This is a genomic window from Asticcacaulis sp. P4_H10 (assembly GCF_056400965.1).
Window position 1 is genome coordinate 158,707 of sequence record NZ_JBFUKH010000005.1, and the last position, 20,966, is coordinate 179,672.

Here is a 20,966-nt window from a genome sequence, read left to right on the forward strand (position 1 = left end):
TTCCGATCTACCTCCCCAAGGAATAACGAATGCCACACGATGACGCCATGTTGAAGCCGCCCATGTTGAAGCCCGAATCCACCCTGATGTTCGCCGAAAGCGCCGAAGCCGGCGACGCAGCGCAGCGCTTCCTGACGCACAACCGCGAAACGCTCAAGCGCATCGCCGCGCGCCTGAAGGCCCAGCCGCCACGTTCGGTGACGACCTGTGCGCGCGGCTCATCGGACCACGCCGCGACCTTCGGCAAGTACCTGATCGAGACCCTTACGGGCGTGCCGACCTCTTCGGCGGCGCTGTCGGTTGCGTCGATCTATGCCGCACCCGTCGTGGCCAGCGATTCGCTGTGCATCGCCATCTCGCAGTCCGGCCGTTCGCCCGACCTTTTGTCGACCGTCGAGGCGCACAAGAAGTCCGGCGCCTTTGTCATCGCGCTCGTCAACGACGAGGAAAGCCCGCTGGCCGCTTTGGCCGACGAACTGCTGCCGCTGAAGGCCGGTCCGGAAAAGTCGGTTGCGGCGACCAAGAGCTATATCGTGTCGCTGGTCGGCCTGGCCGCCATTGCCGCCGGCTGGGCTGGCGATGACGCGTTGAGCGACGCCCTGGCGGAACTGCCGGAACAGCTCAAGGCCGCCTTTGCACTCGACTGGACGCCGGCCCTGCCCGCGCTGACCGAGGCGCGCAACCTGTTCGTCATCGGCCGGGGCTATGGCTTCGCCGTGGCCCAGGAAGCGGCTCTGAAACTCAAGGAGACCTGCGCCCTACATGCCGAGGGCTTCTCGTCGGCCGAAGTCCGCCACGGCCCGATGGCCATCGTCAATGATGGTTTCCCGATCCTGGCCTTCACCACCTCTGATATCGCCGGCGAAGGCGTGCGCGAAGTTGCCGCCGAATTCGTGTCGCGCGGCGCCAAGGTCATGGTGGCGGACGGCGCGGCGCTTGAAGGCGCCATCCACCTGCCGGCGCTTGCGACCGCGCCCGCGCTGGAACCGATCCTGCAAATCCAGAGCTTCTACCGCCTGGCCAACAGCCTGTCGGTCGCGCGCGGCCTCGATCCGGATAGCCCGCCGCACCTCAACAAGGTCACAAAGACCCTTTAATTTTCCAAGGCTTTCAGCCGGGACGACTATGAAAAAGACGGTATTCAACAACGCGCAGATCGTTACGCCTTCAGGCATCGTCCAGGGGGCGCTCGTCTGCGAAGGCGAAACTATCGCCCAGATCCTGCCGGGCGAGACGGTACGCGGCGACGCAATCGATGTACGCGGCGGATTCCTGCTGCCTGGCTTTATCGACACTCAGGTCAATGGTGGTGGCGGTGTACTGTTCAACGACGACACCCATGCTGACGGTATCGCCGCCATCGGCCGGGCCCATCGCCCTTACGGCACGACAGGTTATCTGCCGACCCTGATCAGCGATGAGCTGAGCGTCATCGACCGCGCCATGCGCGCCACCGAGGAAGCCGTCGAACGCGGCGTGCCGGGCGTGCTCGGCATCCACATCGAAGGGCCGTTCATTTCCAAGGAAAAGAAAGGCATCCACAATGCCGACCTGTTCCGGACCCTGGATGCCGAATCGAAGGCGTTGCTCAAGAGCCTGAAGCGCGGCAAGACCATGGTGACGCTGGCTCCGGAACGCTGCGCGCCCGAGGATATCGCCGAACTGCGCGCCGCCGGTGTCATTATCGCCGCCGGCCACACCAATGCGACCTATGCCCAGACGGTCGAAGCACTCAAGGCAGGCGTTACCGGCTTTACCCATCTGTTCAATGCCATGACGCCCATGTTGCACCGCGCGCCCGGCGTTGTCGGCGCAGCGCTGGAAGATCTTGATAGCTTCTCTGGCCTGATCATGGACGGCCACCACGTCGACTGGCCGGTCCTGAAGGTCGCCTTGCGCACCCGTCCGGCCAACCGCTTCATGCTGGTGACCGACGCCATGCCGACCGTCGGCTCAGCGACCAAGACCTTCGTGCTCAACGGCCAGACTATCCACGTCGAGAACGGCGTCTGCGTAGGACCTGATGGGACATTGGCGGGCTCGGACCTCGACATGGTCACCGCCGTCCGCAATGCCATTCAACTGGCGGACGCGTCGATCGTCGATGCCGCCATCATGGCCGCTACGGCGCCAGCGGAATTCCTGGGCCTTGGCGCTGCGCGTGGCAGCCTCAGCATCGGCCAGCGTGCCGATATTGTGTGGCTGGACAAGGAACTGAGCATTCAAGCCACCTTTATCGGCGCCAGCGTGGATGAAGCCCTGGCCGCCTAAGCCGGCGAAAATAAAAAGGCCCGCCATCGGTCTGCGATGGCGGGCCTTTTTGCGTCTCAAGCACCTTAGGCAATAATGTCCGGATTGATCTTGTCATCAAGCTTCGAGATCCTGTCGCGCACGGCCAGCTTCTTGCGCTTCAGGCGGGCGATCAAAATCTGATCCGGCAGAGGCACAGCTTCCAGAGCCAGAATCGATTCGTCGAGATCCTTGTGCTCCTGCTTCAGAAGCGCAACCTGGTTGCGCATCCCCACAGTCTCGGCATTGATCGGCAGTTCGCGAACCGTTGGATCGAGGTCGTCGGCCTGGGCCAGTTCGATATGGGGCACCAGGCCCAGAACCGGCTCACCGTCACGGCGTTGCGCCACACGTCTTTCTACATCGCCCTTGGCTACATCCCCCTCGGTCTTGATCAGGTGCAGCCCGTCGCCGGCGCGCAAACTGCGGATGTTGCTGTCGTCGTGCATAAAAGACGACTCCTCTCTGCCCTAAGGGGTTGACGTATAAGGACATAATAGACGCCTGTAAGCGCCCCGAACCCCGCCATCATAACGCAAAAATCACGCCTTGGTAAGGGCCTCGGCAAGGCGGTTAAGGCCCTCTTTTGGCACCTCCGTCGCCCATGCCCGCGCGGCCGCCATAAGGGCGTCGACAAACTTTTGTTTTACCTGAGTTTTTTCTTCGGAGATGCCGCTTAGCCGGTGCATAAGCGCACGTTCGGCCTCCAGTTCCAGCCCCTTTATTTTTTCACGCAGCGGCAGCCGCACCGCGTCATCACCGTTTTCCAGTGCACTCTTCAGGCGGCGACGCACCTGCCGCAGAGGTCCCACAACCTCATCAGCCCAGACACGGGCGATTCCCGCCGCCTTCACCGCTTCGGCTGCGCCGACGCCGACTCCATCGTTCGCCCGCCATGCCGCCCATAACAGCAGGGGTACGCACTGATCGTGATCGTCCTGGAGCGCCAGGCAGGCCTCGGCCACGTCCTCACGGCCGTAAGCGTTCAGGGCCCACTCCCAGAAGTCAGTCGTCAAGGCTTGAACCTTCAAGGTTGGCGTCCTCGCCCCAGCGCTTCATACCGGTCTCGATGCCGAACAGGTCGAGCGCGCGCGCCACGCTCTGGTCGATGATCTCGTCGAGGCTTTGCGGGCGCGTATAGAAGGCCGGCATGGGCGGCGCGACGATCGCCCCCATCTCCGTCACCGCCGCCATGGTGCGCAGGTGGCCGAGGTGCAGCGGGCTTTCGCGCACCATCAGCACCAGCCTGCGGCGCTCCTTCAAGCAGACATCGGCGGCGCGGCTGATCAGCGACGACGTCACTCCGGTCGCGATTTCGCTCATCGAGCGGATCGAGCACGGCGCGATCAGCATGCCCAGCGTCCGGAACGAGCCCGAAGCGATCGAGGCGCCGATATCAGCGGGCTTATGCACCACGTCGGCCAGGGCATGGACGTCGGCCAGCGACAGGTCGGTTTCAGCTGTCAGGGACAGGCTTGCCGCCTTGGAGACGATCAGATGCGACTCGATCCTTGCACGGCGCAACATCTCTAGCGCCCGGATGCCGTAAATCGCTCCGGACGCGCCGCTAATCGCAACAGTAAGTCTTTGTGTTACTTTATTTTCTGTCATTTTCTTTATACAGGGCACGGACAATAAGCATTTAAGCTTTGTCTAACCAAGTTTCTCTCGTTTCTGTGATGCTTATGTAACTCAATGTGATTCTACATTCGCCGTTTACGGGTGTTCCATACGTGGGCCGGACGCAGTGTCCGGCGCGAAGCGAAGGATAACCTCATGACCATTGAAGCGAGAGTGCGCGAACTCGACCATCGTCATCAATCCCTCAAATCCATCATAGCCCGCGAAGAGCGTTCACCCTCCGTGGACTCCTTATACCTTGGCGAGCTGAAGCGAAAGAAGCTCAAGCTGAAGGAAGAAATCGAGCGTATCAAGTCACTCATGCGACATGAAGTCGTGGAGCCCATGCTGCAGTGAGGCTCATCCAAACATAATCAAGGCCCGGACGACCGCCTGCAGGGCGGAGACCGGGACTTCGAAAACCCCCGAAGGCTGGGCCTTCGGGGGTTTTTCATTGCACTTTTGAGGTCATGCAAAAAAATTTATTCCGTCCGCAGGGGGGAACGCGAAAACCGTGCGTATCAGAAACAGGCGGACGATGATGCCCGCCGGCTCTGGCCCCCAAAGGAATACACGCTCATGACCTCGAAGACCCTGATCGCCGCCCCACTGTTCGTCGCCGCCGCCCTGTTGGCCGGCAGCGTCGTCGCTGCACCGGCTTCGGCCCCGGCCACCAAGGCGCCGGCTGCCTCTACAGCAAAGCCGGCCAAGGCGCACAAGCATCACAAGACGGCCGAAAAGACCGCACAAAAGCCGGCCTAATTCCGCCACAAGCGGAGTTCAAAACCTGCGTGGTGCGGTCTCCCGGCCTTACCCCAAGCGCCACGCAGGTTGCGTATCCCCAATGTCCCAGGCTATCCGCGTTTTTCTTGACCTGTCTACCCCGCCTGCGGCTCGTCCCACGCGCGCTGCCAGTACGGTTTCGCCGTCTGACGCCGACCTGATGCCACGGGTGGCACGGGGTGACGCCCTCGCCTTCCGCCTGCTGGCTGGCCGCCACATGGCCAAGGGCCACGCCATTGCCTTTCGCATCACGCATAATCGCGAAGACGCCGAAGAGGCCGTGCAGGATGCCCTGTCCAAGGTCTGGCGCAACGCCGCGCGTTTCGATGCCGGCCGCGCCGCCTTTTCCACCTGGTTTTACAGCATCCTCGTCCGCTGCGCGCTCGACCGCATGCGCAGGCGCCCGCCCGACGCCGAGGATATCGAGACCTTCAGCGACCACCTGGCCGACCCCGACCGAAGCAGCGATGCTGGCTGGATACGCAGCTTCGAGGCCCGGCGCATCGCCGCCGCGGTCGCCGTCCTGCCCGAACAGCAAAAGACGGCGGTCGTCCTGTGCTACTATGAAGACTTTACGCAGCCTGAGGCGGCGCGCATCATGTCCCTGAACCTCAAGCAGTTGGAGGGTTTTCTGTTTCGCGCCCGCAAGGCCCTGAAAGCGAGTTTAAGCGATGACGAGTGAAGACGACCGGTTAAAGACCCGCCTGCGGCAATGGCAGGTGCCCGGCATGGATCCGGCGGCTGCGGATCGCATGCTGCGCGGCGCCATGGCGCACCCCCAGACGCGTCCGTGGGCGGAAGCCCTCATGAATCAACTGACGCGCGGCCTGTCGGACTGGCGCTACGGCCTGGGTTACAAGCTGGCGGCCGGCATGGCCTGCCTGCTGCTCGGTTTCGGGCTGGGCAGCGCTCCCTCTGACGCCCCGGTCAATGTCGCCGGCGTGGCGCTGATGGCGGACGCCGCTATATGAACAATCGCCTGGCCATCGGTGGCGTGATCGCCGTCCTTATCGCATTGAATCTCGTACAGGGTGCGGCTCTGTTGCGCATGCACGCGCGTAAAACAGAACCCGCCCCGGTCACGCTTACCGAACAGCATATCCAGCAATTGCCGAAAGTGTCGCAGGACGCCGTCCGCCCCAGCCTGGAACAGACGCGTCCGCTGCTGCACACACGGCTAAAAGAGGCCCACCAGGCCCGCCACGAACTGGCGCGTTACATCGCCAGCCCCAACTACAACCGCGCCGAAGCCAGGAAACGGTTCGAGGATCTGCGCGCCAAGACCAATGCCGCGCAAGGGGTCGCCGAGGACATGCTGCTCGACGCCGCCGACAAATTGTCCGCGAAGGATCGCGCGTTAATTCTGAAAACGGTCGACGGCCAGTCCTGATATCTGGCCTGATATCTGGCCTGATGCGAGATCGCGTTTAACCCATCTTAACGGTGCGGATGGAGAACTGCGATACCAGCTTGGATACGCCCGGCATGGTCGACAGCACATCGCGATGGACGTCCTCATAAGACAGGCTTTCGCGCAGGACGATCTTGAGCAGATAATCCGCCTCGCCCGACATCAGGTGGCATTCCTCGATAGCCGCGCAGGCAACCGCCGCCTTTTCGAACTTCTCGAAGGTCTCGCGACGCTGGTCCTGCAGCGTCACATGCACAAAGACCGTACCCTGCTTGCCCTGGACGTTCTCGGCGATGACGGCGCGATAACCGGTGATCACGCCCTTCTGCTCGAGAATCTTGACGCGGCGATGGGCGGCAGACGGCGACAGACCGACCGCTTCCCCAAGATTAGCTGAGGTCGCACGGGCGTCACCGCGCAGTATCTTGATCAACTCGCGGTCAAAGGAGTCCAGATCGGAAAATTTATCGCTGCCAGCCATGAAATTGAGAATATCTCCAACGCGTCGCCGTGGCAAATCATTAAGTTTCGAAAATTTGCCATCGGAACAGGATTATAATTTCATTTTCAACCGGTTTGGAGCGACCGCCATGAAGATCAGCGTACCGAAGGAAATCAAGACTCACGAGTACCGCGTCGGACTGGTCCCCAACTCTGTCGCCGAGCTGACGCGCCTTGGCCACGCGGTCTTTGTCGAGACCGAGGCCGGCGCCGCCATCGGCTTTTCCGACTCAGACTACGTCGCTGCCGGCGCGCATATTCTCCCGACGGCAGAGGAAACCTTTGCGGCCGGCGAACTGATCGTCAAGGTCAAGGAACCGCAACTGCCCGAATGCGCACGCCTGAAGCCGCACCAGACCCTGTTCACCTACCTGCACCTTGCCGCCGACAAGCCGCAGGCCGAAGCGCTGATGGCGTCAGGCGCGACCTGCATCGCCTATGAGACCGTCACCGAAGCCCAGGGCGGCCTGCCGCTGCTGCGCCCCATGTCGGAAGTCGCCGGCCGCATCTCGGTCCATGTCGGTGCGACCTATCTGCATAAGGCCTTCGGTGGCCGTGGCGTCCTGATCGGCGGCGTGCCCGGCGTAGCCCCTGCAAAAGTCGTCATCATCGGCGGCGGGGTTTCCGGCATCAATGCCGCCCAGATGGCCGCCGGCATGCACGCCGACGTCACTGTCTTCGACGTCGATGCCCGCAAACTGGTCGAAATCGACCAGATGTTCGGCGGCCGGGTCAAGACAGCCTATTCGTCGCGCGCCGCACTGGCCCAGGCCGTCACTGAGGCCGATCTAGTAATTGGCGCCGTGCTGATCCCCGGCGCCGCCGCCCCCAAGCTGATCAGCCGCGCCATGCTCAAGACCATGAAGGCCGGCGCGGTGCTGGTCGACATCGCCATCGACCAGGGCGGCTGTTTCGAGACCTCGCATCCGACGACGCACCAGGAGCCGATCTTCATTGTCGACGACATCGTTCATTACTGCGTTGCCAATATGCCGGGCGCCGTGGCGCGGACCTCGACCCTGGCGCTCAACAACGCCACCCTGCCTTTCGTCGTGAAGATGGCGCAGATGGGTATCTCGGCAGCGCTGGCCGCCGATCCGCACCTGCGCGCCGGACTGAACGTCTCGGGCGGCCAGATCACCTACAAGGCGGTCGCAGAGGCGCTGAACCTGCCGTCGGCGGCTTAAGTCAGCCTGCGTTGCGTTCTGCCTGGGTCAGGTTGATTTCAGCGTCGGCGCTTGCCTGCTTGACCTGTTCAGGCGACAGGCGCGCCGAGATCGCGGCCACTTCGTCCGCCGTATCCTGACCGTTCATGCCCGCCACTTCGTACCAGATCAGCGCCGCACTATCATCCGCCACAACACCGATGCCCTTTTCATAAATCCGTCCCAGTTCCACCTGGGCGTCAATGATGTTCATTTCTGCGGCCTTCTGCACCAATCGCGCGCCCCTGGCCTCGTCCCTGGCGACGCCGTGACCGCGAATGTAGAGCATGCCGGTCATGAAGATGGCGTAGGAATGGTTGTTGTCGGCTGCCAGGCTATATAGCCGGAAGGCCTCGACGTGGTTCTTCGCCACGCCCTCGCCATCGTAATAGGCCTCCGCCAGCAGCGTCTGGGAGTGGGTGTAGTTCTGGTCCGCTGCCTTGCGGAACCAGGGTACGGCCTTTTCCGGCTGCGCAGGCACGCCATCACCGTAAAAAAGCACGTAGCCATATTGGTTCTGCGCCTCCGCGGAGCCCTGTTCGGCCGCCATCAGATACCATTTCAACGCCTGCGGGCCGTCCGCCGCGACACCTTCGCCATGGTGATAGCTGTACCCCAGATAGATCTGGGCCGGCGCATAGCCCATCTCCCCGCTTTTCTTGAGATAGGCAATTTCCGCCGGTTTTTCGGCCTTTCGGCCCTTGCAGAACAGGTCCTTGGCATTGGTATCGTTCAGCTTATCCACGGGCCGGGCATTGCAATAGGTCAGTGCCTGATCGACCGTATCGACATGATCGCCGGTACAGGCCGCCAGCAGCAGGCACACCGTGGCTGCGATCCATTGCTTCATTTTCCCCTCCAAAGCCCAGTTCCGCCGGCTTTTAGCGCAAAAATCGCCCTTAAGTCTTGGAAATCGGTTCGTTTGTCCCCATAGTTACAAAAAATAAGCCCCATAGAACGAGACACAGAGACCCGGACATGACGACATTGAGCGTCCGCAGAATTGGCGTCGACGAATTGGAAATCGTGCGCGAACTGGCCTTGGTCATTTGGCCGAAGTGCTATCGCAACATTATCGGCCCCGACCGTGTGGACGCCATGCTGGCCGTGCTGTACGCCACCGACGCGCTGGAACGCGAGATGCTGGAGCAGGGCCACGTCTTCTGGGTCGTGCGCCACGGCGATACCGATGTTGGCTATGCCTCCGCCTATCGCGACGGCGAGCGGCTTTGGCTCAAGAAGCTGTACGTCCGTGACGATCATCGCGGCCTGGGGCTGGGCAAGGCGCTGATCGAGGCCGCGCTGGCGCACTTCCAGTCCCTGACGATCCAGGACATGGCGCTGTACGTCAATCGCGACAATACGCCGGCGATCAACTACTATCTGCGCTCGGGTTTTCAAGTCGAAGCCGAGGTTCCTGTCACCATGGGGCCATACGACTTTACCGACTATGTAATGCAGAAAGCACTCTAAAATGCCGTTTCCGGTATTGGTTTATCGATGCTTCACGATACCTGTTGTTGCATCAGTAATTCTAACCGCGCGCTGACGCTCACGTCTTTACGCCGCGCGTAAACAAACGCGTGACTTGAGCGTGCCTCGCCTGTCCGGCGAATCCCTTCCATGGTACAAATTAATACGCTGTTAACACGGTTAATGCCGCCTTAACGGTGCTGACCTGCGATGTACCGACCTGCCGTACCCAGTAGAGAAAACAGGGAGACAAAATGCCCTATACGCCCCGTACCCGGCCGATCAGCCTTGCCGAACTCGATATTGTCCGTGACCTGGCCCTGCAAATCTGGCCAAAGTGCCACCACCACCGCATCGCGCCCGACCATATGGACGCCATGTTGACCAGCCTGTTCGACCTCGACGTGCTGGAATACGACATGACCGAAAAAGGCCATATCTACTGGGTTATCAGCGTCGGCCATCGCGACGTCGGCTTTATCGCCGCCCACATGGAAGATGCGCGCGTCTGGATCAGCAAGCTCTACGTACTCTCGGACTATCGCGGCTTCGGCCTTGGCAAGGCTTTGGTCCAGGCCGTCCAGGACTATTTCGCCCCGGCCCAGGCCATGTCGGTCTGCGTGCATAAGGAGCACGACATGGTGATCGATTTCTGCCTGCGCCGCGGGTTCAATATCGACCGCGAAGTACCCGTCAGCATCGGCGCCTACGGCTTTACCGACTACGTGATGCACAAGGACCTGCGCAATTAACCCGCCATCAGGCGGGCGACGCCCGGCCCGCCCAGGGCCGTTTGCCAGACGAAGACCGTCACACCGTGCAGAAGGACCGCCGGCCATAACGATCCGGTGCGATAGCGCATGGCGGCGCACGCGGCCGCCAGTATCGCGGCGCAGACGAGAAAGTCCGGCCTGAGAAACAGATAGGCGGCGCCGGGCAGAAAGGTCAGGGCCTCGACCACATGCCAAAGAACGAAGGCTGCGAGGCCCGCCACGAGCCACCCGTAGTCATATCGACTCTCACCGCGCGTCGGCGTCAGCAGCCCACGAAAGATCAGTTCTTCGCTCAGTGCGGGCACCAGCACGATCATGCCCAGACGTACCGGCCAGCCCGTAAAATCCGGCTGCCAGTGCGCAAGGCCTGACAGGCCGGCAACAGCGGCGATCGTCATCAACGCCACTGTCGAGACGACAAAGCACCATCGCCATCCGGCCGCGTCGGGCCAGCTTGTCAAGGCTGAGATCAGACGACTAACCAATCCCCTTCCTAGGCCTTTCAAAATGGTTTATGACCACCCACATCAAGACTGATGCGGGGGGCGTATCATATGCTCTCTGCCCATAGTGTCACAGAGGGAGTCCCAAATGATTTCGAAGCGTGTTGTCCGTCTCGTGGCCGGTCTTGCTGCCGGCGCGGCCCTGGCGTTCGGCCTGGCCGGATGTGGCATGAACACCATCCCGACCAAGGAAGAGGCCGGTAAAGCCGCCTGGGGTGAAGTGCAGAACCAGTATCAACGCCGTGCCGACCTGGTGCCGCAACTGGTCGCGACCGTCAAGGGCGCCGCCGCCCAGGAACGTACCACCCTGACCGCCGTCGTCGAAGCCCGCGCCAAGGCGACGCAGATCACCGCCCAGGTCGATGCTTCGACCGTTTCAGATCCGGCCAAGTTCAAGGAATACCAAGCCGCCCAGGATGGGTTGTCGTCGGCGCTCGGCCGCCTGATGGTCATCCAGGAACGCTATCCGGACCTGAAGTCGAACGCCGCCTTCATGACCCTGCAAAGCCAGCTGGAAGGCACGGAAAACCGCATCGCCATCGCGCGCCGTGACTACAATGGCGCCGCTCAGGACTACAACACCTCTCTGCGCACCTTCCCGACCGTTATCTGGGCCAAGACCATGTACGGTTCGTCGAAGCCGATGGAATATTTTGCCGCAGCCCCTGCCGCCGCAAACGCTCCGACCGTCGATTTCTCGGATATCGGTGCGCAACCGGCCCAGCCGGCAGCCCCCGCTGCTCCGGCCTCGGCTCACTGAATTCATAAAAACAAGGCCACTCAGCCATGACGGTGTTTTCCCTGCATAAAACCCGCCTGAACCGGGTGGCCTTGCCCTGGCTCGCGCTTATCGTCTTTGCGCTGGCGTGGATCGCCACGGCGGCGCTGGCCGATCCGAAGTTCCCGGATCACGGCGGCAAGCGCGTCGTTGACCAGGCCAATATCCTGTCCGACGCGACCGAGCAGGACCTTGAACTCAAGCTTAAGGGTCTGGAAGACACTACCACCGACCAGGTACTGGTGGTCACCGTCGACAGCCTGCAGGGCTACGAGATCGAGGAATACGGCTATAAGCTTGGCCGCCACTGGGGCGTTGGCCAAAGCGGCAAGGTCAAGGCCTCGACCGGCGAGACCTACAAGGACAATGGCCTGATCCTGCTCGTCGCGCCGAATGATCGCAAGGTGCGTATCGAGGTCGGCTACGGCCTGGAACCGGTCATGACCGACGCCATGTCGCACATGATCATCCAGGGCGACATCCTGCCGAAGTTCAAGTCGGGCGACTATGACGGCGGCGTCGAAGCCGGCACGGACGCCATCATCCAGCAGCTGTCGATCGACCGCAACGTCGCCATCCAAAAGGCGCAGGCGGCCGCAAACGTCCAGCCCGAGGGCCGCGAACACGGCCTGCCGCTCGGCGTCATCATCTTCATCATTATCATCTTCATCCTGTTCTCGCGCGGCTGGCTGCCGTGGTTCCTGCTTGGCAACCTGTTCGGTGGCGGCGGCGGTGGCTGGAGCGGCGGCGGAGGCGGCGGCGGCGGGTTCGGCGGTGGAGGCTTCTCCGGTGGCGGAGGATCGTTCGGCGGCGGCGGTTCGTCGGGTAGCTGGTAGGGGAAGCGGACATGTCACAGCTGAAAATCGACCACGCCCGCGTCAACGCGGCCATCGCCCAGGCCGAAACCACGACCTCCGGCGAAATCACCTGCGTCGTGCGCGGCAAGGCGCTGGACTACAGCGCCACACCGATTGGCTGGGCAGCCGCATTGACGCTTCTGGCGCCACTTGTCACCGCCGGCATGGGCCTGATGCCGCATGCCTGGCTTGAGCCCCTGCTCAGCCGCGTGCTTGGCTGGCACAGCATCGGTGTCAGCGGCCAGTACGCGACGTGGGAGATGGCACTGGGCCTGACCGCCCTGCAGGTCGTCGTCTTCGCCATAAGCTGGACGCTTATCAATTTCACGCCCCTCAAACTGTGGCTGACGCCGAAGGCAACGCGCCTGAAGAAGGCCCACGAAAAGGCGATGGAACAGTTCTATGCGCGTGGCCTGCACCTGACCGCCGGCCGCACCGGCGTGATGATCTTCTGCGCTCTGGAGGAACACTTTGTCGAAGTGATCGCCGACGAAGGCATCTATTCAAAAGTTGACAAGGCGCTGTGGAACGACACGGTGGCGGTGCTGCTGAAGCACATCAAGGCCGGGGATCTGACGACCGGTTTCGTAGAGGCGGTCGCGGCCTGCGGCACGGCGCTGGCCGGGCATTTCCCCCCGGACGCCAACAACCCCAACGAACTGCCCGACGTGCTGATCGAGATTTGAGCTACTTCAGGGCGGCGTGAACCGAAAGCGCCAGCGTCTGAAGCTGGCTCTGGGTATCAAAGCACGCATCATTGGCCAGCAGGACGTAGGCGCGTTTGGCGTCCGGGAACAGGATGGTCGCGCTTGACATGCCGAAGACACCGCCGCTCTGCCATAGCTTGCGTTCACCGCCTTCGGTGGTGATCACCTGCCACATCAGCGCTTCGCCGTAGGTCTTTTCATCGCCGTGGATGACCGTGTGCGCCGTTCGTACCACCGGGTTGGTCTCATCCAGATGCCAGCCTGCGTATTTCACCATGTCGGATGTGCTGGAAATCAGCCCGCCCGCCGCGCCCAGATTTGGTAAGACATAAGGTGCAGGTTTGCCGGTGGGGCCATAGCCCAGCACCCTGCGGCCCTTGTTTTTCCACGATACTGTCAGGCCCGTATCCGTCATGCCCAGCGGCTTGAAGACTTGATCTTGGAGCAGCGTGGAGTAAGGCTTGCCGTAGACGTCTTCGAGACCAAAGCTGACCAGCTTGGTCCCGATATTGGAATAGCTCATCGTCTGGCCTGGCTCAGTGACCAGGCGTGCGTCATGCAGTTCCTTCAGGTAGCGGGCGCGGTCGTAAGCCCTTTCGCGCGCCTGTAGTTGATCCGGCAACTTTTCGAAATCCGGATTTTTGAACAGATCGTCGCTATTGGGAATATCTCGCGGCATCCCGGCCGTGTGGGCCGCCAGGGTGCGCAAGGTGATCGGTTTGCCGTTCATCTCCAGATTGGGATAGGCGCCTTTCAGATAGGTCCTGAAGTCGGCGTCCAGGGTCATCTTTTCGTCGAGCAGGGCCTTGGCCACCAAGGTCCCGGTAAAGGTCTTGGTGACCGAACCGATCTCGAACAGGCTGTCCCTGGTCGGCAGGGCGGGCTTGACCTTGGATGTCGTGCCGTAATTATAGAAGCTGACCGCGCCCCGGTCATAGACGCCAATGGCGAGCCCGACATGGCAGGTGTCGGCGAAGAAGCTGGTCGACGCCGTCTGCACCACCTTGTCCAGCGCGGAGACCTGCGGGTTGTCCGTTGGCACCTCTGCGAGGGCTACAGGCGCAGCAAGCCCCAGCAAGAGACCGATGATCGTTATCCGCATGACACCCTCCCGTTTGGCGGCGACGCTAGGCACGGATTAAAGCGCTTTTGTGGCTCGATTTCCTATCGCTTTTCGGCGGCGACAGCGCTAAACACCGCGCCCCTCCTCCGTCTCGCGTTGCAAGCCATGTCCCGACCCTATTGCGGTATCGATTTCGGTACGTCCAATTCCGCCGTCTGCGTGGGACAGAGCGAAAATGTAAAGTTGGTGCCGATCGAAGGCGACTCTGTCACCCTGCCGTCGGCCTTGTTCTTCAATTTCGAGACCGGCGAGACGCGCTTTGGCCGTCAGGCGGTGGCGGAATATCTCGACCACTATGACGGCCGGCTGATGCGCGCGCTGAAGTCGATCCTCGGCTCCAGCCTGATCGGCGAGACCACCCAAGTCGGCAATCGCCGCAAGGATTTCCGCGCCATTATCGGCATGTATATCGCCGAACTGAAGACACGTGCCGAGGGCTTTGCCGGTCACGCGATCGATCAGGTCGTGCTCGGCCGTCCCGTGCGCTTTGTCGACAATGACGACGTTGCCGATGCCCGCGCCGAAGCCGAACTGCGCGGCATCGCCGAAGCGCAAGGCTTCCGAGATATCGCCTTTGAATACGAGCCTTTGGCGGCGGCGCGCGATTACCAATCGCGGCTGTCAGGCGCCGAGACTGTCCTCGTCACCGATATCGGCGGCGGCACGTCGGACTTTTCGGTGCTGAAACTGGCGCCCGACAGCTCAGATATCCTGGCCAATGGCGGCGTCCATATCGGCGGCACGGACTTCGATACCCGGCTCAGTCTCGCCACCCTGATGCGTGATCTCGGCTATCGCAGCCAGTTGAAGGGCGGTTTGGAGATGCCTGGCCTGTATTATCATCAGCTTTCGACCTGGCACCTGATCAACTTCCTCTATACGCAGAAGACGATGCTGGGTGTCCGGCAACTGCACCATCAGGCGGTTGACCGCTCAATGACGGAACGCCTGATGACCGTGCTGGAAAACCATGCCGGCCATGAGATCGCCAACCGTGTCGAACTGGCCAAAATCGCCTTGTCGGACGCGGAAATGACCACGGTGGACCTCAACGCGGTAGACAAGGGGTGGACTCACATTATCGGCAGAGCTGCGCTTTTAGGCGCCACTTACAACGATGTCGAAAAGGTCGTTGGTGCCGCGATCGACACCGTCACTGCGCGCGCCGGTCTTGCACCCGAGGCGATCGAAACCCTGTTCATGACGGGCGGTTCGACCGCCCTGCCCGGTTTCGAAGCTGCGATGCGCGCCGCCTTTCCAAATGCCCGCGTCCATTATGGCGACCGCTTCTCCAGCGTCGCCAGTGGTCTGGGATTGGCCGCTAAGCAAAGATTTGGAAGCTGAGTTTTTGCTTTGTCGCAATGTCTAACGAAAAAACCGCTGCACACTTTTTCGGACATTGCTTTGGAAACCGCTTGCCAAGTCGCGCCCGCATCTGTATCAGCACGATAACACACTAACACGTTGGTACAGATGCGCGACAGTGCCGAAGACAGAGATGCGGTGGCGAAAGCCATTCTGATGCTCAAGGACGCCGGAGAGGTTCGCGCCTTTCTCGACGACCTGTGCACGCCAGCGGAACTGCGCGCATTCGCCGAACGTTTCAAGGTGGCGCGGCTGCTCGACGAAGGCCAGCTCAGCTATCGCGAAATCTCCGAACGCACCGGCGCATCGACTACGACCGTGACACGCGTCGCCAGGTTCCTGCGCGAAATGCCACATAAGGGTTACCGGCTGGTGCTGGACCGAATGAAAGACCTAAAATGAGTGAACCGAGACTCCGTATTGCCGTTCAGAAGTCGGGCCGACTGGCCGACCGCTCGCTGGAGCTGATCTCCGGCGCGGGCCTGCGCGTCCTGAAAGGCGCCAATGAGCTGCTGTACCGAATTGAAAACCAGCCGATCGAACTGCTGCGCGTCCGCGATGATGACATCCCGACCTTTGTGTCCGACAATGTTGCCGAACTGGGTATCGTTGGGCTGAACGTCCTGAGCGAACACTTCCCGGACGCAGACATCGAATCGATGATCGTCATGCGTCTCGGCTTTGGGTCGTGCACGCTCAAGATCGCCGTGCCGAACGACGCCGTCTATGAGGGCCCGCAAAGCTTGCAAGGCAAGCGTATCGCCACCTCCTATCCCAACATCCTCGGCAAGTGGCTGAAGGCGAATGGCGTCACCGCCGAAATCATCGAAATGCGCGGCGCCGTCGAAGTTGCCCCGCGCATGAAGATCGCCCACGCCATCTGCGACCTGGTCTCGACCGGCGCTACACTCGAGGCCAACGGTATGCGCGCCACTGACCTGGTGCTCAAATCCGAAGCCGTGCTGATCAAGGCGCCACACGCCCCACCTGCCGAGTTAGAACATACGTATGACATGGTCGTGCGCCGCTTTGACGGCGTGGTCGCTTCGACCGGCGCCAAGTACGTCATGCTTAATGCCCCCAGGGCGCATCTCGATGAGATTATCAAGATGATCCCGGGCGCCGACGCCCCGACCATCATGCAACTGGCCGGGCGCGACGACACGGTGGCCGTCCATGCGGTCTGTCAGGAAAATGTCTTCTGGGACACGCTCGACAAGCTGAAAACCGCCGGCGCATCAGCCATATTGGTGCTGCCGATCGAAAAAATGATGAAATAGATGAAGACCTTTGTCTGGAAAGACCTCAGTGCAGCGGAACGCAAAACCGCACTCAGCCGCCCGGAAAACCGCCGTGATCCGCGCGTGCTGGAGCGCGTGCGCGAGATCTTTGACGATGTCGAAGCCCGCGGCTTTGCCGGCCTGACCGATTGGGCGGTGAAACTTGATGGCCATGCGCCGGACGCCGTACGTTTAAATGCAAAGACGGTCGATGCCGCTCGCGCGCAACTGACGGCCGAAGACCTGGCAGCCATGGAACTGGCGGTCGAGAATGTCCGCGCCTTCCAACAGGCCGAACTGCCGGGTGACGGTCCGATCATCGCCCCCAAGCCGGGCCTGAGCCTGCAACGCGTCTATCGTCCTATATCCACCACCGGCCTTTACGCGCCGGGCGGTCTGGCGCCGCTGTTCTCGACGCTGATCATGACGGCTGTGCCTGCCCTGGTCGCTGGCGTGCCCAACCGCATCTGCATCACGCCGCCTGCAAGAGACGGCTCGATCCACCCGATGATGATCGCCGCCGGTGCCGCTTCCGGTCTCGACACCGTCTGGCGCGTCGGTGGCGCGCACGGCATTGCCGCCATGGCTTTAGGCGTCCTCGAAGGCCTGCCGGCCGCCGACAAGATCTTCGGCCCGGGCAACAAGTACGTCGCCGAAGCCAAGCGCTACGCCACGGAGCGCGTATCGGGTCTGGCCATCGATATGCCGGCCGGCCCATCGGAATTGCTGGTCATCGCCGACGACACGGCCAATGTGAAACTGGTCGCCGCCGACCTGCTCAGCCAGGCCGAACACGATGCCGACGCGCAGGTGATCCTCGTCGCATTGTCGACGGATATCGCTGCCCGCATCGCTGATGAAGTTACTGCGCAGGTCGAACGCCTGCCGCGCGCCGCCATCGCTAAGGCGTCGCTTGATCAGGCCCGCCTTTTCATCGCCTCGTCGCTGGCCGAAGCCGCCGAGGTGTCCAACCTTTACGGCCCGGAACACCTGGCCATTCAGGTCGCAGACGTCGACGCCGTCATTCCGCAGCTGACCGCCGCCGGCACAATCTTCGCCGGCACCTACGCCGCGGAAACCTTTGGCGATTATGCCGCCGGCCCCAGTCACGTCCTGCCGACCGACGGCGCCGCGCGCGCCTGGGACGGTATCACCGTCCGCTCCTACCTCACCAGCTTCGTCGTCCAGAAAGCCACCCGCGAAGGCGCCGCAGCGATTGCGCCTGCCGCTGCCCGCTTAGCGAGGCTCGAAGGACTGGAAGCCCACGCCCTGGCTGCCGATTTCCGCCTGAACGCTGAGTTATAACCGATGTTCAACTCACCCTTTTCCTCATTGTCATCTTCCGGCTCCGGACTGGAGTCGCTGCCGCCGTCGCTGGAACCTCTGCGCGAGCGCATGGCCGCCTTTTACGGCGTCGAAGCCCATCAACTGATGGTCACGCGCGGTGCCTCACATGCCATGGAAGTGCTGATGCGCCGCCTGCGCACGCATGGCCATGAGTTTATCTGGGCGCCGGCCGATCATTATCTCGAAGACCTGAGCGCGGTTTATAACCTGACCGTGCGCACGCCGCCGGCGTCTGGCACCATCGCCAAGGGCGCGGGCTTTTACCTCGTCCACAACCCGCAACAGACCGACGGAAAGGCGTGGGATCTGGTCAAGGCGCGCACCCTGGCGGTCGATATCTTCCCGTCGATCCTGGTTATCGACGAAAGCTATTTCGACGCCTCGAGCGCCGCCAGCATGGTTGAACTGGCCGTGTCAGAGCCGAATGTCGTAGTGCTGAAAAGCCTGTCCTATCTGTTTGGCATGGCCGGCGCGCGCGTTGGCTCCTTGATCGCCAATACCAAGACGCTCCAGGGTTTGCTGAAGTTCTGCGAGCGACACCCGATCCCGACCTTGTCGGTGCGCGCCGCCGAAGCGGCGCTTTCGCCGTCGCGCGCGCTCAGCGTCCAGGCGCGCATCGACCTGATCCGCAGCGAACAGGCCCGCCTGCGCGAAGCGCTGGCGCGCTCGCCGCAACTGGACAGCTTCGACCTCAATGATGGGCCGTTCATGCTGCTGCGCCCGGTCAACCTGCTGAAGACGCAGACCGCGCTGAAAAAGCTGGGCCTGTCGACACAGAATACAGCCAATGGCCTGCTGCTGGCCCTCGGTGACAAGGCGACGAACAACCGCATTCTAAAGGCGTTGGACGTCTTGATGGACGGACCCGCGCCACGCATCGGCGAAGTCATGCGCGACACCAAGGAGACGAAAATTTCGGTTCTCGTCAATCTCGACGAGCCCAAACCCGTCAAAGTTCACACCGGGGTCGGCTTCTTCGATCATATGCTGGATCAGGTCGCGACTCATGGTGGTTTCTCGCTGCAACTGGCCTGCGATGGCGATCTGGAAATCGATGCACACCATACAGTCGAAGACTGCATGCTGGCGTTCGGACAGGCGTTAAAACAGGCATTGGGTGACCGGGTCGGCATGGCGCGCTTCGGCTTTGTCCTGCCGATGGACGAAACCGAGGCGAAGGTGTCGGTCGATCTCGGCGGCCGGCCGTTCTGCGTCTTCAAGGGCAACTTCCAATCGACGCACATCGGTGACTACCAGACCGAAATGACCTCGCACGCCTTCCGATCATTGTCGGAAACGCTCGGCGCCTCGATCCACGTCGAAGTCGAGGGCGGTAACGATCACCACAAGACCGAAGCCTGCTTCAAGGCTCTGGGCCGGGCGCTGCGTCAGGCGACGCGCATCGAAGGCGATGCCCTGCCGTCGACAAAAGGAATGTTGGCGTGATGGGCCCTGTTGAAACAACCCTACCTTTTCCTTCCCCGTTTACGGGGAAGGTGTCTGCGAGTTTACGAGCAGACGGAAGGGGGATGCAGGTGGAAGCAGGGTTTCCCCCTTCCGTCACGTTCGCTACGCTCCATGCCACCTTCCCCGTAAACGGGGAAGGAAGGAACTTGCCTACGGAGTTCAAGTCATGATCACTGTTATTGAACTCGGCTGCGCCAACACGGCTTCTGTCCTGTTTGCGCTGGACCGCTTGGGCGCCGAAGCCAAGCTGTCGTCGGACCCGGCCGAGATTGCCGGCGCGAAAAAGGTTGTCCTGCCGGGCGTTGGCGCTGCGGGCTTTGCCATGTCGCGGATCCATGAGCTTGGCCTGTTCGACACCATTCGCGGCCTGAGCGTGCCGCTGCTGGGGGTGTGTCTCGGCCAGCAGCTGCTGTTCGACGGTTCGACCGAAGGCGATGTCCAATGCCTGGGGCTTATTCCCGGTCTCGTCACGAAGATGGAGGCCAGCAACGACATGGTCGTGCCGCACATGGGCTGGAACCAGCTCGACGTCACGAAAGCCGATCCGCTGACCGCAAGCGTCAAAGACGGCGACTACGCCTATTTCGTCCACTCCTATGTCTGTCCGGTCAATGACTGGACGCTCGCCACCTCGACTTACGGGGCGCCATTCGCCGCCATGGTTCGCAAGGACAATGTCTGGGGCTGCCAGTTCCACCCCGAACGCTCCCAGTCCGTTGGCGCCAACATTTTGAAGAACTTTGTAGAGCTATGATCCTTTATCCTGCCATCGACCTGATCAACGGCGAATGCGTACGCCTGACGCAAGGGCGTTTTGACGCCGTGACGCGCTACGATTCCGATCCGTTTAAACGTCTCAATCTCTTCAACGAAGAGTTCGCCAAGTGGGTCCACATCGTTGACCTCGACGGCGCCAAGGCCGGATCGCCGCAGCAGCACGAACTGATCGGCCGCCTGGCAAAGGCGTCGCGCGCCAAGATCCAGACCGGCGGCGGCGTGCGTACGCGCGAACACGTGCAAACCCTTCTTGATGAAGGTGTCTCAAGCGTTGTCGTCGGCTCCGCAGCCGTGAAAAACCCCGAAGAGGTGCGCGGATGGCTGCGCGATTTCGGCAAGGACCGGATCACCCTGGCGCTCGACGTCCTGCCGACCGAAGACGGTGATTTCGACGCGGCGCTGCATGGCTGGACGGAGGGCTCGGGCATCTCGCTGTGGAGCGTGCTCGACGAATACCCCGTCAATGTCGCCCAACGTATTCTCGTCACCGACGTGTCGCGCGACGGCATGCTGATGGGGCCGAACATGGAACTGATGAAGGCCCTGCGCAAGGCACGTCCCGACCTGGAAATCCAGGCGTCCGGTGGCGTGCGCTCGGTCGAGGATCTCTATGATCTGAAGGCCTTGGGCGTCCACGGCGCCATTGTCGGCAAGGCCATTTATGAAGGTCTGATCGATCTCAAAGCCGCTCTGAACGTCGGATAAGA

27 protein-coding genes are annotated in these 20,966 nt (G+C 61.7%); 20 read left to right on the forward strand and 7 right to left on the reverse strand.

Translation table 11 applies throughout. The features are described 5' to 3' along the window. Positions 1–29: 29 nt before the first annotated feature. Positions 30–1,097, forward strand: coding sequence for an SIS domain-containing protein (locus AC1DON_RS10660; RefSeq protein ID WP_476934779.1), 1,068 nt, complete (start codon positions 30–32; stop codon positions 1,095–1,097). Between the two features lie 28 nt (positions 1,098–1,125). Further along, positions 1,126–2,271, forward strand: coding sequence for an N-acetylglucosamine-6-phosphate deacetylase (gene nagA / locus AC1DON_RS10665; RefSeq protein WP_476934780.1), 1,146 nt, complete (start codon positions 1,126–1,128; stop codon positions 2,269–2,271). A gap of 65 nt (positions 2,272–2,336) precedes the next feature. Here nagA and AC1DON_RS10670 read toward each other — a convergent pair whose 3' ends face one another. From AC1DON_RS10670 to AC1DON_RS10680, 3 genes are all read right to left on the reverse strand, one after another. Continuing rightward, entirely contained in the window at positions 2,337–2,738 is a 402-nt protein-coding gene (locus AC1DON_RS10670) for a YdcH family protein (RefSeq protein WP_476934781.1), read from the reverse strand. Between the two features lie 93 nt (positions 2,739–2,831). After that, positions 2,832–3,320: a TIGR02444 family protein gene (locus AC1DON_RS10675; RefSeq protein WP_476934782.1), complete on the reverse strand. Its 489-nt coding sequence runs from the start codon at positions 3,318–3,320 to the stop codon at positions 2,832–2,834. Next, entirely contained in the window at positions 3,295–3,900 is a 606-nt protein-coding gene (locus tag AC1DON_RS10680; protein WP_476934783.1) for a UbiX family flavin prenyltransferase, read from the reverse strand. Before AC1DON_RS10680 ends, AC1DON_RS10675 begins: the two co-directional genes overlap by 26 nt. A gap of 165 nt (positions 3,901–4,065) precedes the next feature. On the opposite strand from AC1DON_RS10680, the gene AC1DON_RS10685 reads away from it, so the two are divergent. The 5 genes from AC1DON_RS10685 to AC1DON_RS10705 all read left to right on the forward strand — a co-directional run bounded on the left by AC1DON_RS10685 (position 4,066) and on the right by AC1DON_RS10705 (position 6,082). After that, positions 4,066–4,266 (forward strand): DUF465 domain-containing protein, encoded by a 201-nt coding sequence (locus AC1DON_RS10685; RefSeq protein ID WP_476934784.1) that lies wholly within the window; start codon positions 4,066–4,068, stop codon positions 4,264–4,266. A gap of 222 nt (positions 4,267–4,488) precedes the next feature. Further along, positions 4,489–4,671 carry a hypothetical protein gene (locus AC1DON_RS10690; protein ID WP_476934785.1) on the forward strand — a complete coding sequence of 61 codons (183 nt, stop codon included), beginning with the start codon at positions 4,489–4,491 and terminating at the stop codon, positions 4,669–4,671. Positions 4,672–4,753: 82 nt separating this feature from the next. Beyond that, a complete protein-coding gene (locus AC1DON_RS10695; RefSeq protein WP_476934786.1) occupies positions 4,754–5,374 on the forward strand; it encodes a sigma-70 family RNA polymerase sigma factor in 621 nt (206 codons plus the stop codon). Beyond that, positions 5,364–5,663, forward strand: coding sequence for a hypothetical protein (locus tag AC1DON_RS10700; protein WP_476934787.1), 300 nt, complete (start codon positions 5,364–5,366; stop codon positions 5,661–5,663). The genes AC1DON_RS10695 and AC1DON_RS10700 overlap by 11 nt, the downstream gene beginning before the upstream one ends. After that, entirely contained in the window at positions 5,660–6,082 is a 423-nt protein-coding gene (locus AC1DON_RS10705; RefSeq protein WP_476934788.1) for a periplasmic heavy metal sensor, read from the forward strand. Before AC1DON_RS10700 ends, AC1DON_RS10705 begins: the two co-directional genes overlap by 4 nt. A gap of 37 nt (positions 6,083–6,119) precedes the next feature. Here the strand turns inward: AC1DON_RS10705 and AC1DON_RS10710 are convergent, their stop codons facing one another. After that, a complete protein-coding gene (locus AC1DON_RS10710) occupies positions 6,120–6,584 on the reverse strand; it encodes an Lrp/AsnC family transcriptional regulator (RefSeq protein ID WP_476934789.1) in 465 nt (154 codons plus the stop codon). A 109-nt stretch (positions 6,585–6,693) separates the two neighbouring features. Here AC1DON_RS10710 and ald point away from each other — a divergent pair, with 109 nt between their 5' ends. Next, entirely contained in the window at positions 6,694–7,791 is a 1,098-nt protein-coding gene (ald, locus tag AC1DON_RS10715) for an alanine dehydrogenase (protein WP_476934790.1), read from the forward strand. A 1-nt stretch (position 7,792) separates the two neighbouring features. Here the strand turns inward: ald and AC1DON_RS10720 are convergent, their stop codons facing one another. Then, positions 7,793–8,659 carry a tetratricopeptide repeat protein gene (locus AC1DON_RS10720; protein WP_476934791.1) on the reverse strand — a complete coding sequence of 289 codons (867 nt, stop codon included), beginning with the start codon at positions 8,657–8,659 and terminating at the stop codon, positions 7,793–7,795. 128 nt (positions 8,660–8,787) lie between these two features. Here AC1DON_RS10720 and AC1DON_RS10725 point away from each other — a divergent pair, with 128 nt between their 5' ends. Further along, complete coding sequence (locus AC1DON_RS10725) at positions 8,788–9,282, forward strand: GNAT family N-acetyltransferase (RefSeq protein WP_476934792.1); 495 nt, start codon at positions 8,788–8,790, stop codon at positions 9,280–9,282. A 254-nt stretch (positions 9,283–9,536) separates the two neighbouring features. Next, the gene (locus tag AC1DON_RS10730; RefSeq protein WP_476934793.1) at positions 9,537–10,034 is read left to right on the forward strand and encodes a GNAT family N-acetyltransferase; all 498 of its coding nucleotides are present in this window, start codon (positions 9,537–9,539) and stop codon (positions 10,032–10,034) included. Here the strand turns inward: AC1DON_RS10730 and AC1DON_RS10735 are convergent. Next, on the reverse strand, positions 10,031–10,540 hold the full coding sequence (locus AC1DON_RS10735; RefSeq protein WP_476934794.1) for a CPBP family glutamic-type intramembrane protease: 510 nt from the start codon (positions 10,538–10,540) through the stop codon (positions 10,031–10,033). The two genes, AC1DON_RS10730 and AC1DON_RS10735, sit on opposite strands and share 4 nt — an antisense overlap. A gap of 106 nt (positions 10,541–10,646) precedes the next feature. On the opposite strand from AC1DON_RS10735, the gene AC1DON_RS10740 reads away from it, so the two are divergent. Genes AC1DON_RS10740 through AC1DON_RS10750 form a run of 3 tightly spaced genes read left to right on the forward strand, consistent with a single transcriptional unit; the run spans position 10,647 to position 12,879 of the window. Further along, the gene (locus AC1DON_RS10740) at positions 10,647–11,318 is read left to right on the forward strand and encodes a LemA family protein (RefSeq protein ID WP_476934795.1); all 672 of its coding nucleotides are present in this window, start codon (positions 10,647–10,649) and stop codon (positions 11,316–11,318) included. Between the two features lie 26 nt (positions 11,319–11,344). Further along, a complete protein-coding gene (locus tag AC1DON_RS10745) occupies positions 11,345–12,172 on the forward strand; it encodes a TPM domain-containing protein (RefSeq protein ID WP_476934796.1) in 828 nt (275 codons plus the stop codon). A gap of 11 nt (positions 12,173–12,183) precedes the next feature. Beyond that, positions 12,184–12,879, forward strand: coding sequence for a TPM domain-containing protein (locus AC1DON_RS10750; protein ID WP_476934797.1), 696 nt, complete (start codon positions 12,184–12,186; stop codon positions 12,877–12,879). Position 12,880: 1 nt separating this feature from the next. Here AC1DON_RS10750 and AC1DON_RS10755 read toward each other — a convergent pair whose 3' ends face one another. After that, positions 12,881–14,002 (reverse strand): serine hydrolase domain-containing protein, encoded by a 1,122-nt coding sequence (locus AC1DON_RS10755; protein WP_476934798.1) that lies wholly within the window; start codon positions 14,000–14,002, stop codon positions 12,881–12,883. Positions 14,003–14,128: 126 nt separating this feature from the next. Between AC1DON_RS10755 and AC1DON_RS10760 the strand changes: the two genes are divergently transcribed. From AC1DON_RS10760 to hisA, 7 genes are all read left to right on the forward strand, one after another. Continuing rightward, positions 14,129–15,367, forward strand: a complete 1,239-nt coding sequence (locus AC1DON_RS10760) for an Hsp70 family protein (protein WP_476934799.1) — start codon at positions 14,129–14,131, stop codon at positions 15,365–15,367. A 129-nt stretch (positions 15,368–15,496) separates the two neighbouring features. Beyond that, a complete protein-coding gene (locus tag AC1DON_RS10765) occupies positions 15,497–15,790 on the forward strand; it encodes a YerC/YecD family TrpR-related protein (RefSeq protein ID WP_476934800.1) in 294 nt (97 codons plus the stop codon). Next, complete coding sequence (gene hisG / locus AC1DON_RS10770; RefSeq protein ID WP_476934801.1) at positions 15,787–16,668, forward strand: ATP phosphoribosyltransferase; 882 nt, start codon at positions 15,787–15,789, stop codon at positions 16,666–16,668. Before AC1DON_RS10765 ends, hisG begins: the two co-directional genes overlap by 4 nt. Then, positions 16,669–17,973 (forward strand): histidinol dehydrogenase, encoded by a 1,305-nt coding sequence (gene hisD, locus AC1DON_RS10775; protein WP_476934802.1) that lies wholly within the window; start codon positions 16,669–16,671, stop codon positions 17,971–17,973. A gap of 3 nt (positions 17,974–17,976) precedes the next feature. Beyond that, complete coding sequence (gene hisB / locus AC1DON_RS10780) at positions 17,977–19,461, forward strand: imidazoleglycerol-phosphate dehydratase HisB (protein ID WP_476934803.1); 1,485 nt, start codon at positions 17,977–17,979, stop codon at positions 19,459–19,461. A 187-nt stretch (positions 19,462–19,648) separates the two neighbouring features. Continuing rightward, a complete protein-coding gene (gene hisH / locus AC1DON_RS10785; protein ID WP_476934804.1) occupies positions 19,649–20,236 on the forward strand; it encodes an imidazole glycerol phosphate synthase subunit HisH in 588 nt (195 codons plus the stop codon). After that, entirely contained in the window at positions 20,233–20,964 is a 732-nt protein-coding gene (gene hisA, locus AC1DON_RS10790) for a 1-(5-phosphoribosyl)-5-[(5-phosphoribosylamino)methylideneamino]imidazole-4-carboxamide isomerase (RefSeq protein ID WP_476934805.1), read from the forward strand. Before hisH ends, hisA begins: the two co-directional genes overlap by 4 nt. Positions 20,965–20,966 lie beyond the last annotated feature (2 nt).

Excerpts from the sequence above, each read along its gene's own strand:
- ald (WP_476934790.1), top strand. The coding sequence starts at position 6,694 with ATGAAGATCAGCGTACCGAAGGAAATCAAGACTCACGAGTACCGCGTC.
- AC1DON_RS10700 (WP_476934787.1), top strand. The coding sequence starts at position 5,364 with ATGACGAGTGAAGACGACCGGTTAAAGACCCGCCTGCGGCAATGGCAG.
- hisG (WP_476934801.1), top strand. The coding sequence starts at position 15,787 with ATGAGTGAACCGAGACTCCGTATTGCCGTTCAGAAGTCGGGCCGACTG.
- AC1DON_RS10720 (WP_476934791.1), bottom strand. The coding sequence starts at position 8,659 with ATGAAGCAATGGATCGCAGCCACGGTGTGCCTGCTGCTGGCGGCCTGT.
- hisA (WP_476934805.1), top strand. The coding sequence starts at position 20,233 with ATGATCCTTTATCCTGCCATCGACCTGATCAACGGCGAATGCGTACGC.
- hisH (WP_476934804.1), top strand. The coding sequence starts at position 19,649 with ATGATCACTGTTATTGAACTCGGCTGCGCCAACACGGCTTCTGTCCTG.
- AC1DON_RS10740 (WP_476934795.1), top strand. The coding sequence starts at position 10,647 with ATGATTTCGAAGCGTGTTGTCCGTCTCGTGGCCGGTCTTGCTGCCGGC.
- AC1DON_RS10765 (WP_476934800.1), top strand. The coding sequence starts at position 15,497 with ATGCGCGACAGTGCCGAAGACAGAGATGCGGTGGCGAAAGCCATTCTG.
- nagA (WP_476934780.1), top strand. The coding sequence starts at position 1,126 with ATGAAAAAGACGGTATTCAACAACGCGCAGATCGTTACGCCTTCAGGC.
- AC1DON_RS10680 (WP_476934783.1), bottom strand. The coding sequence starts at position 3,900 with ATGACAGAAAATAAAGTAACACAAAGACTTACTGTTGCGATTAGCGGC.
- AC1DON_RS10670 (WP_476934781.1), bottom strand. The coding sequence starts at position 2,738 with ATGCACGACGACAGCAACATCCGCAGTTTGCGCGCCGGCGACGGGCTG.
- AC1DON_RS10760 (WP_476934799.1), top strand. The coding sequence starts at position 14,129 with ATGTCCCGACCCTATTGCGGTATCGATTTCGGTACGTCCAATTCCGCC.
- AC1DON_RS10705 (WP_476934788.1), top strand. The coding sequence starts at position 5,660 with ATGAACAATCGCCTGGCCATCGGTGGCGTGATCGCCGTCCTTATCGCA.
- hisD (WP_476934802.1), top strand. The coding sequence starts at position 16,669 with ATGAAGACCTTTGTCTGGAAAGACCTCAGTGCAGCGGAACGCAAAACC.
- AC1DON_RS10695 (WP_476934786.1), top strand. The coding sequence starts at position 4,754 with ATGTCCCAGGCTATCCGCGTTTTTCTTGACCTGTCTACCCCGCCTGCG.
- AC1DON_RS10710 (WP_476934789.1), bottom strand. The coding sequence starts at position 6,584 with ATGGCTGGCAGCGATAAATTTTCCGATCTGGACTCCTTTGACCGCGAG.
- AC1DON_RS10750 (WP_476934797.1), top strand. The coding sequence starts at position 12,184 with ATGTCACAGCTGAAAATCGACCACGCCCGCGTCAACGCGGCCATCGCC.
- AC1DON_RS10725 (WP_476934792.1), top strand. The coding sequence starts at position 8,788 with ATGACGACATTGAGCGTCCGCAGAATTGGCGTCGACGAATTGGAAATC.
- AC1DON_RS10660 (WP_476934779.1), top strand. The coding sequence starts at position 30 with ATGCCACACGATGACGCCATGTTGAAGCCGCCCATGTTGAAGCCCGAA.
- AC1DON_RS10690 (WP_476934785.1), top strand. The coding sequence starts at position 4,489 with ATGACCTCGAAGACCCTGATCGCCGCCCCACTGTTCGTCGCCGCCGCC.
- AC1DON_RS10685 (WP_476934784.1), top strand. The coding sequence starts at position 4,066 with ATGACCATTGAAGCGAGAGTGCGCGAACTCGACCATCGTCATCAATCC.
- AC1DON_RS10745 (WP_476934796.1), top strand. The coding sequence starts at position 11,345 with ATGACGGTGTTTTCCCTGCATAAAACCCGCCTGAACCGGGTGGCCTTG.
- AC1DON_RS10730 (WP_476934793.1), top strand. The coding sequence starts at position 9,537 with ATGCCCTATACGCCCCGTACCCGGCCGATCAGCCTTGCCGAACTCGAT.
- AC1DON_RS10755 (WP_476934798.1), bottom strand. The coding sequence starts at position 14,002 with ATGCGGATAACGATCATCGGTCTCTTGCTGGGGCTTGCTGCGCCTGTA.
- hisB (WP_476934803.1), top strand. The coding sequence starts at position 17,977 with ATGTTCAACTCACCCTTTTCCTCATTGTCATCTTCCGGCTCCGGACTG.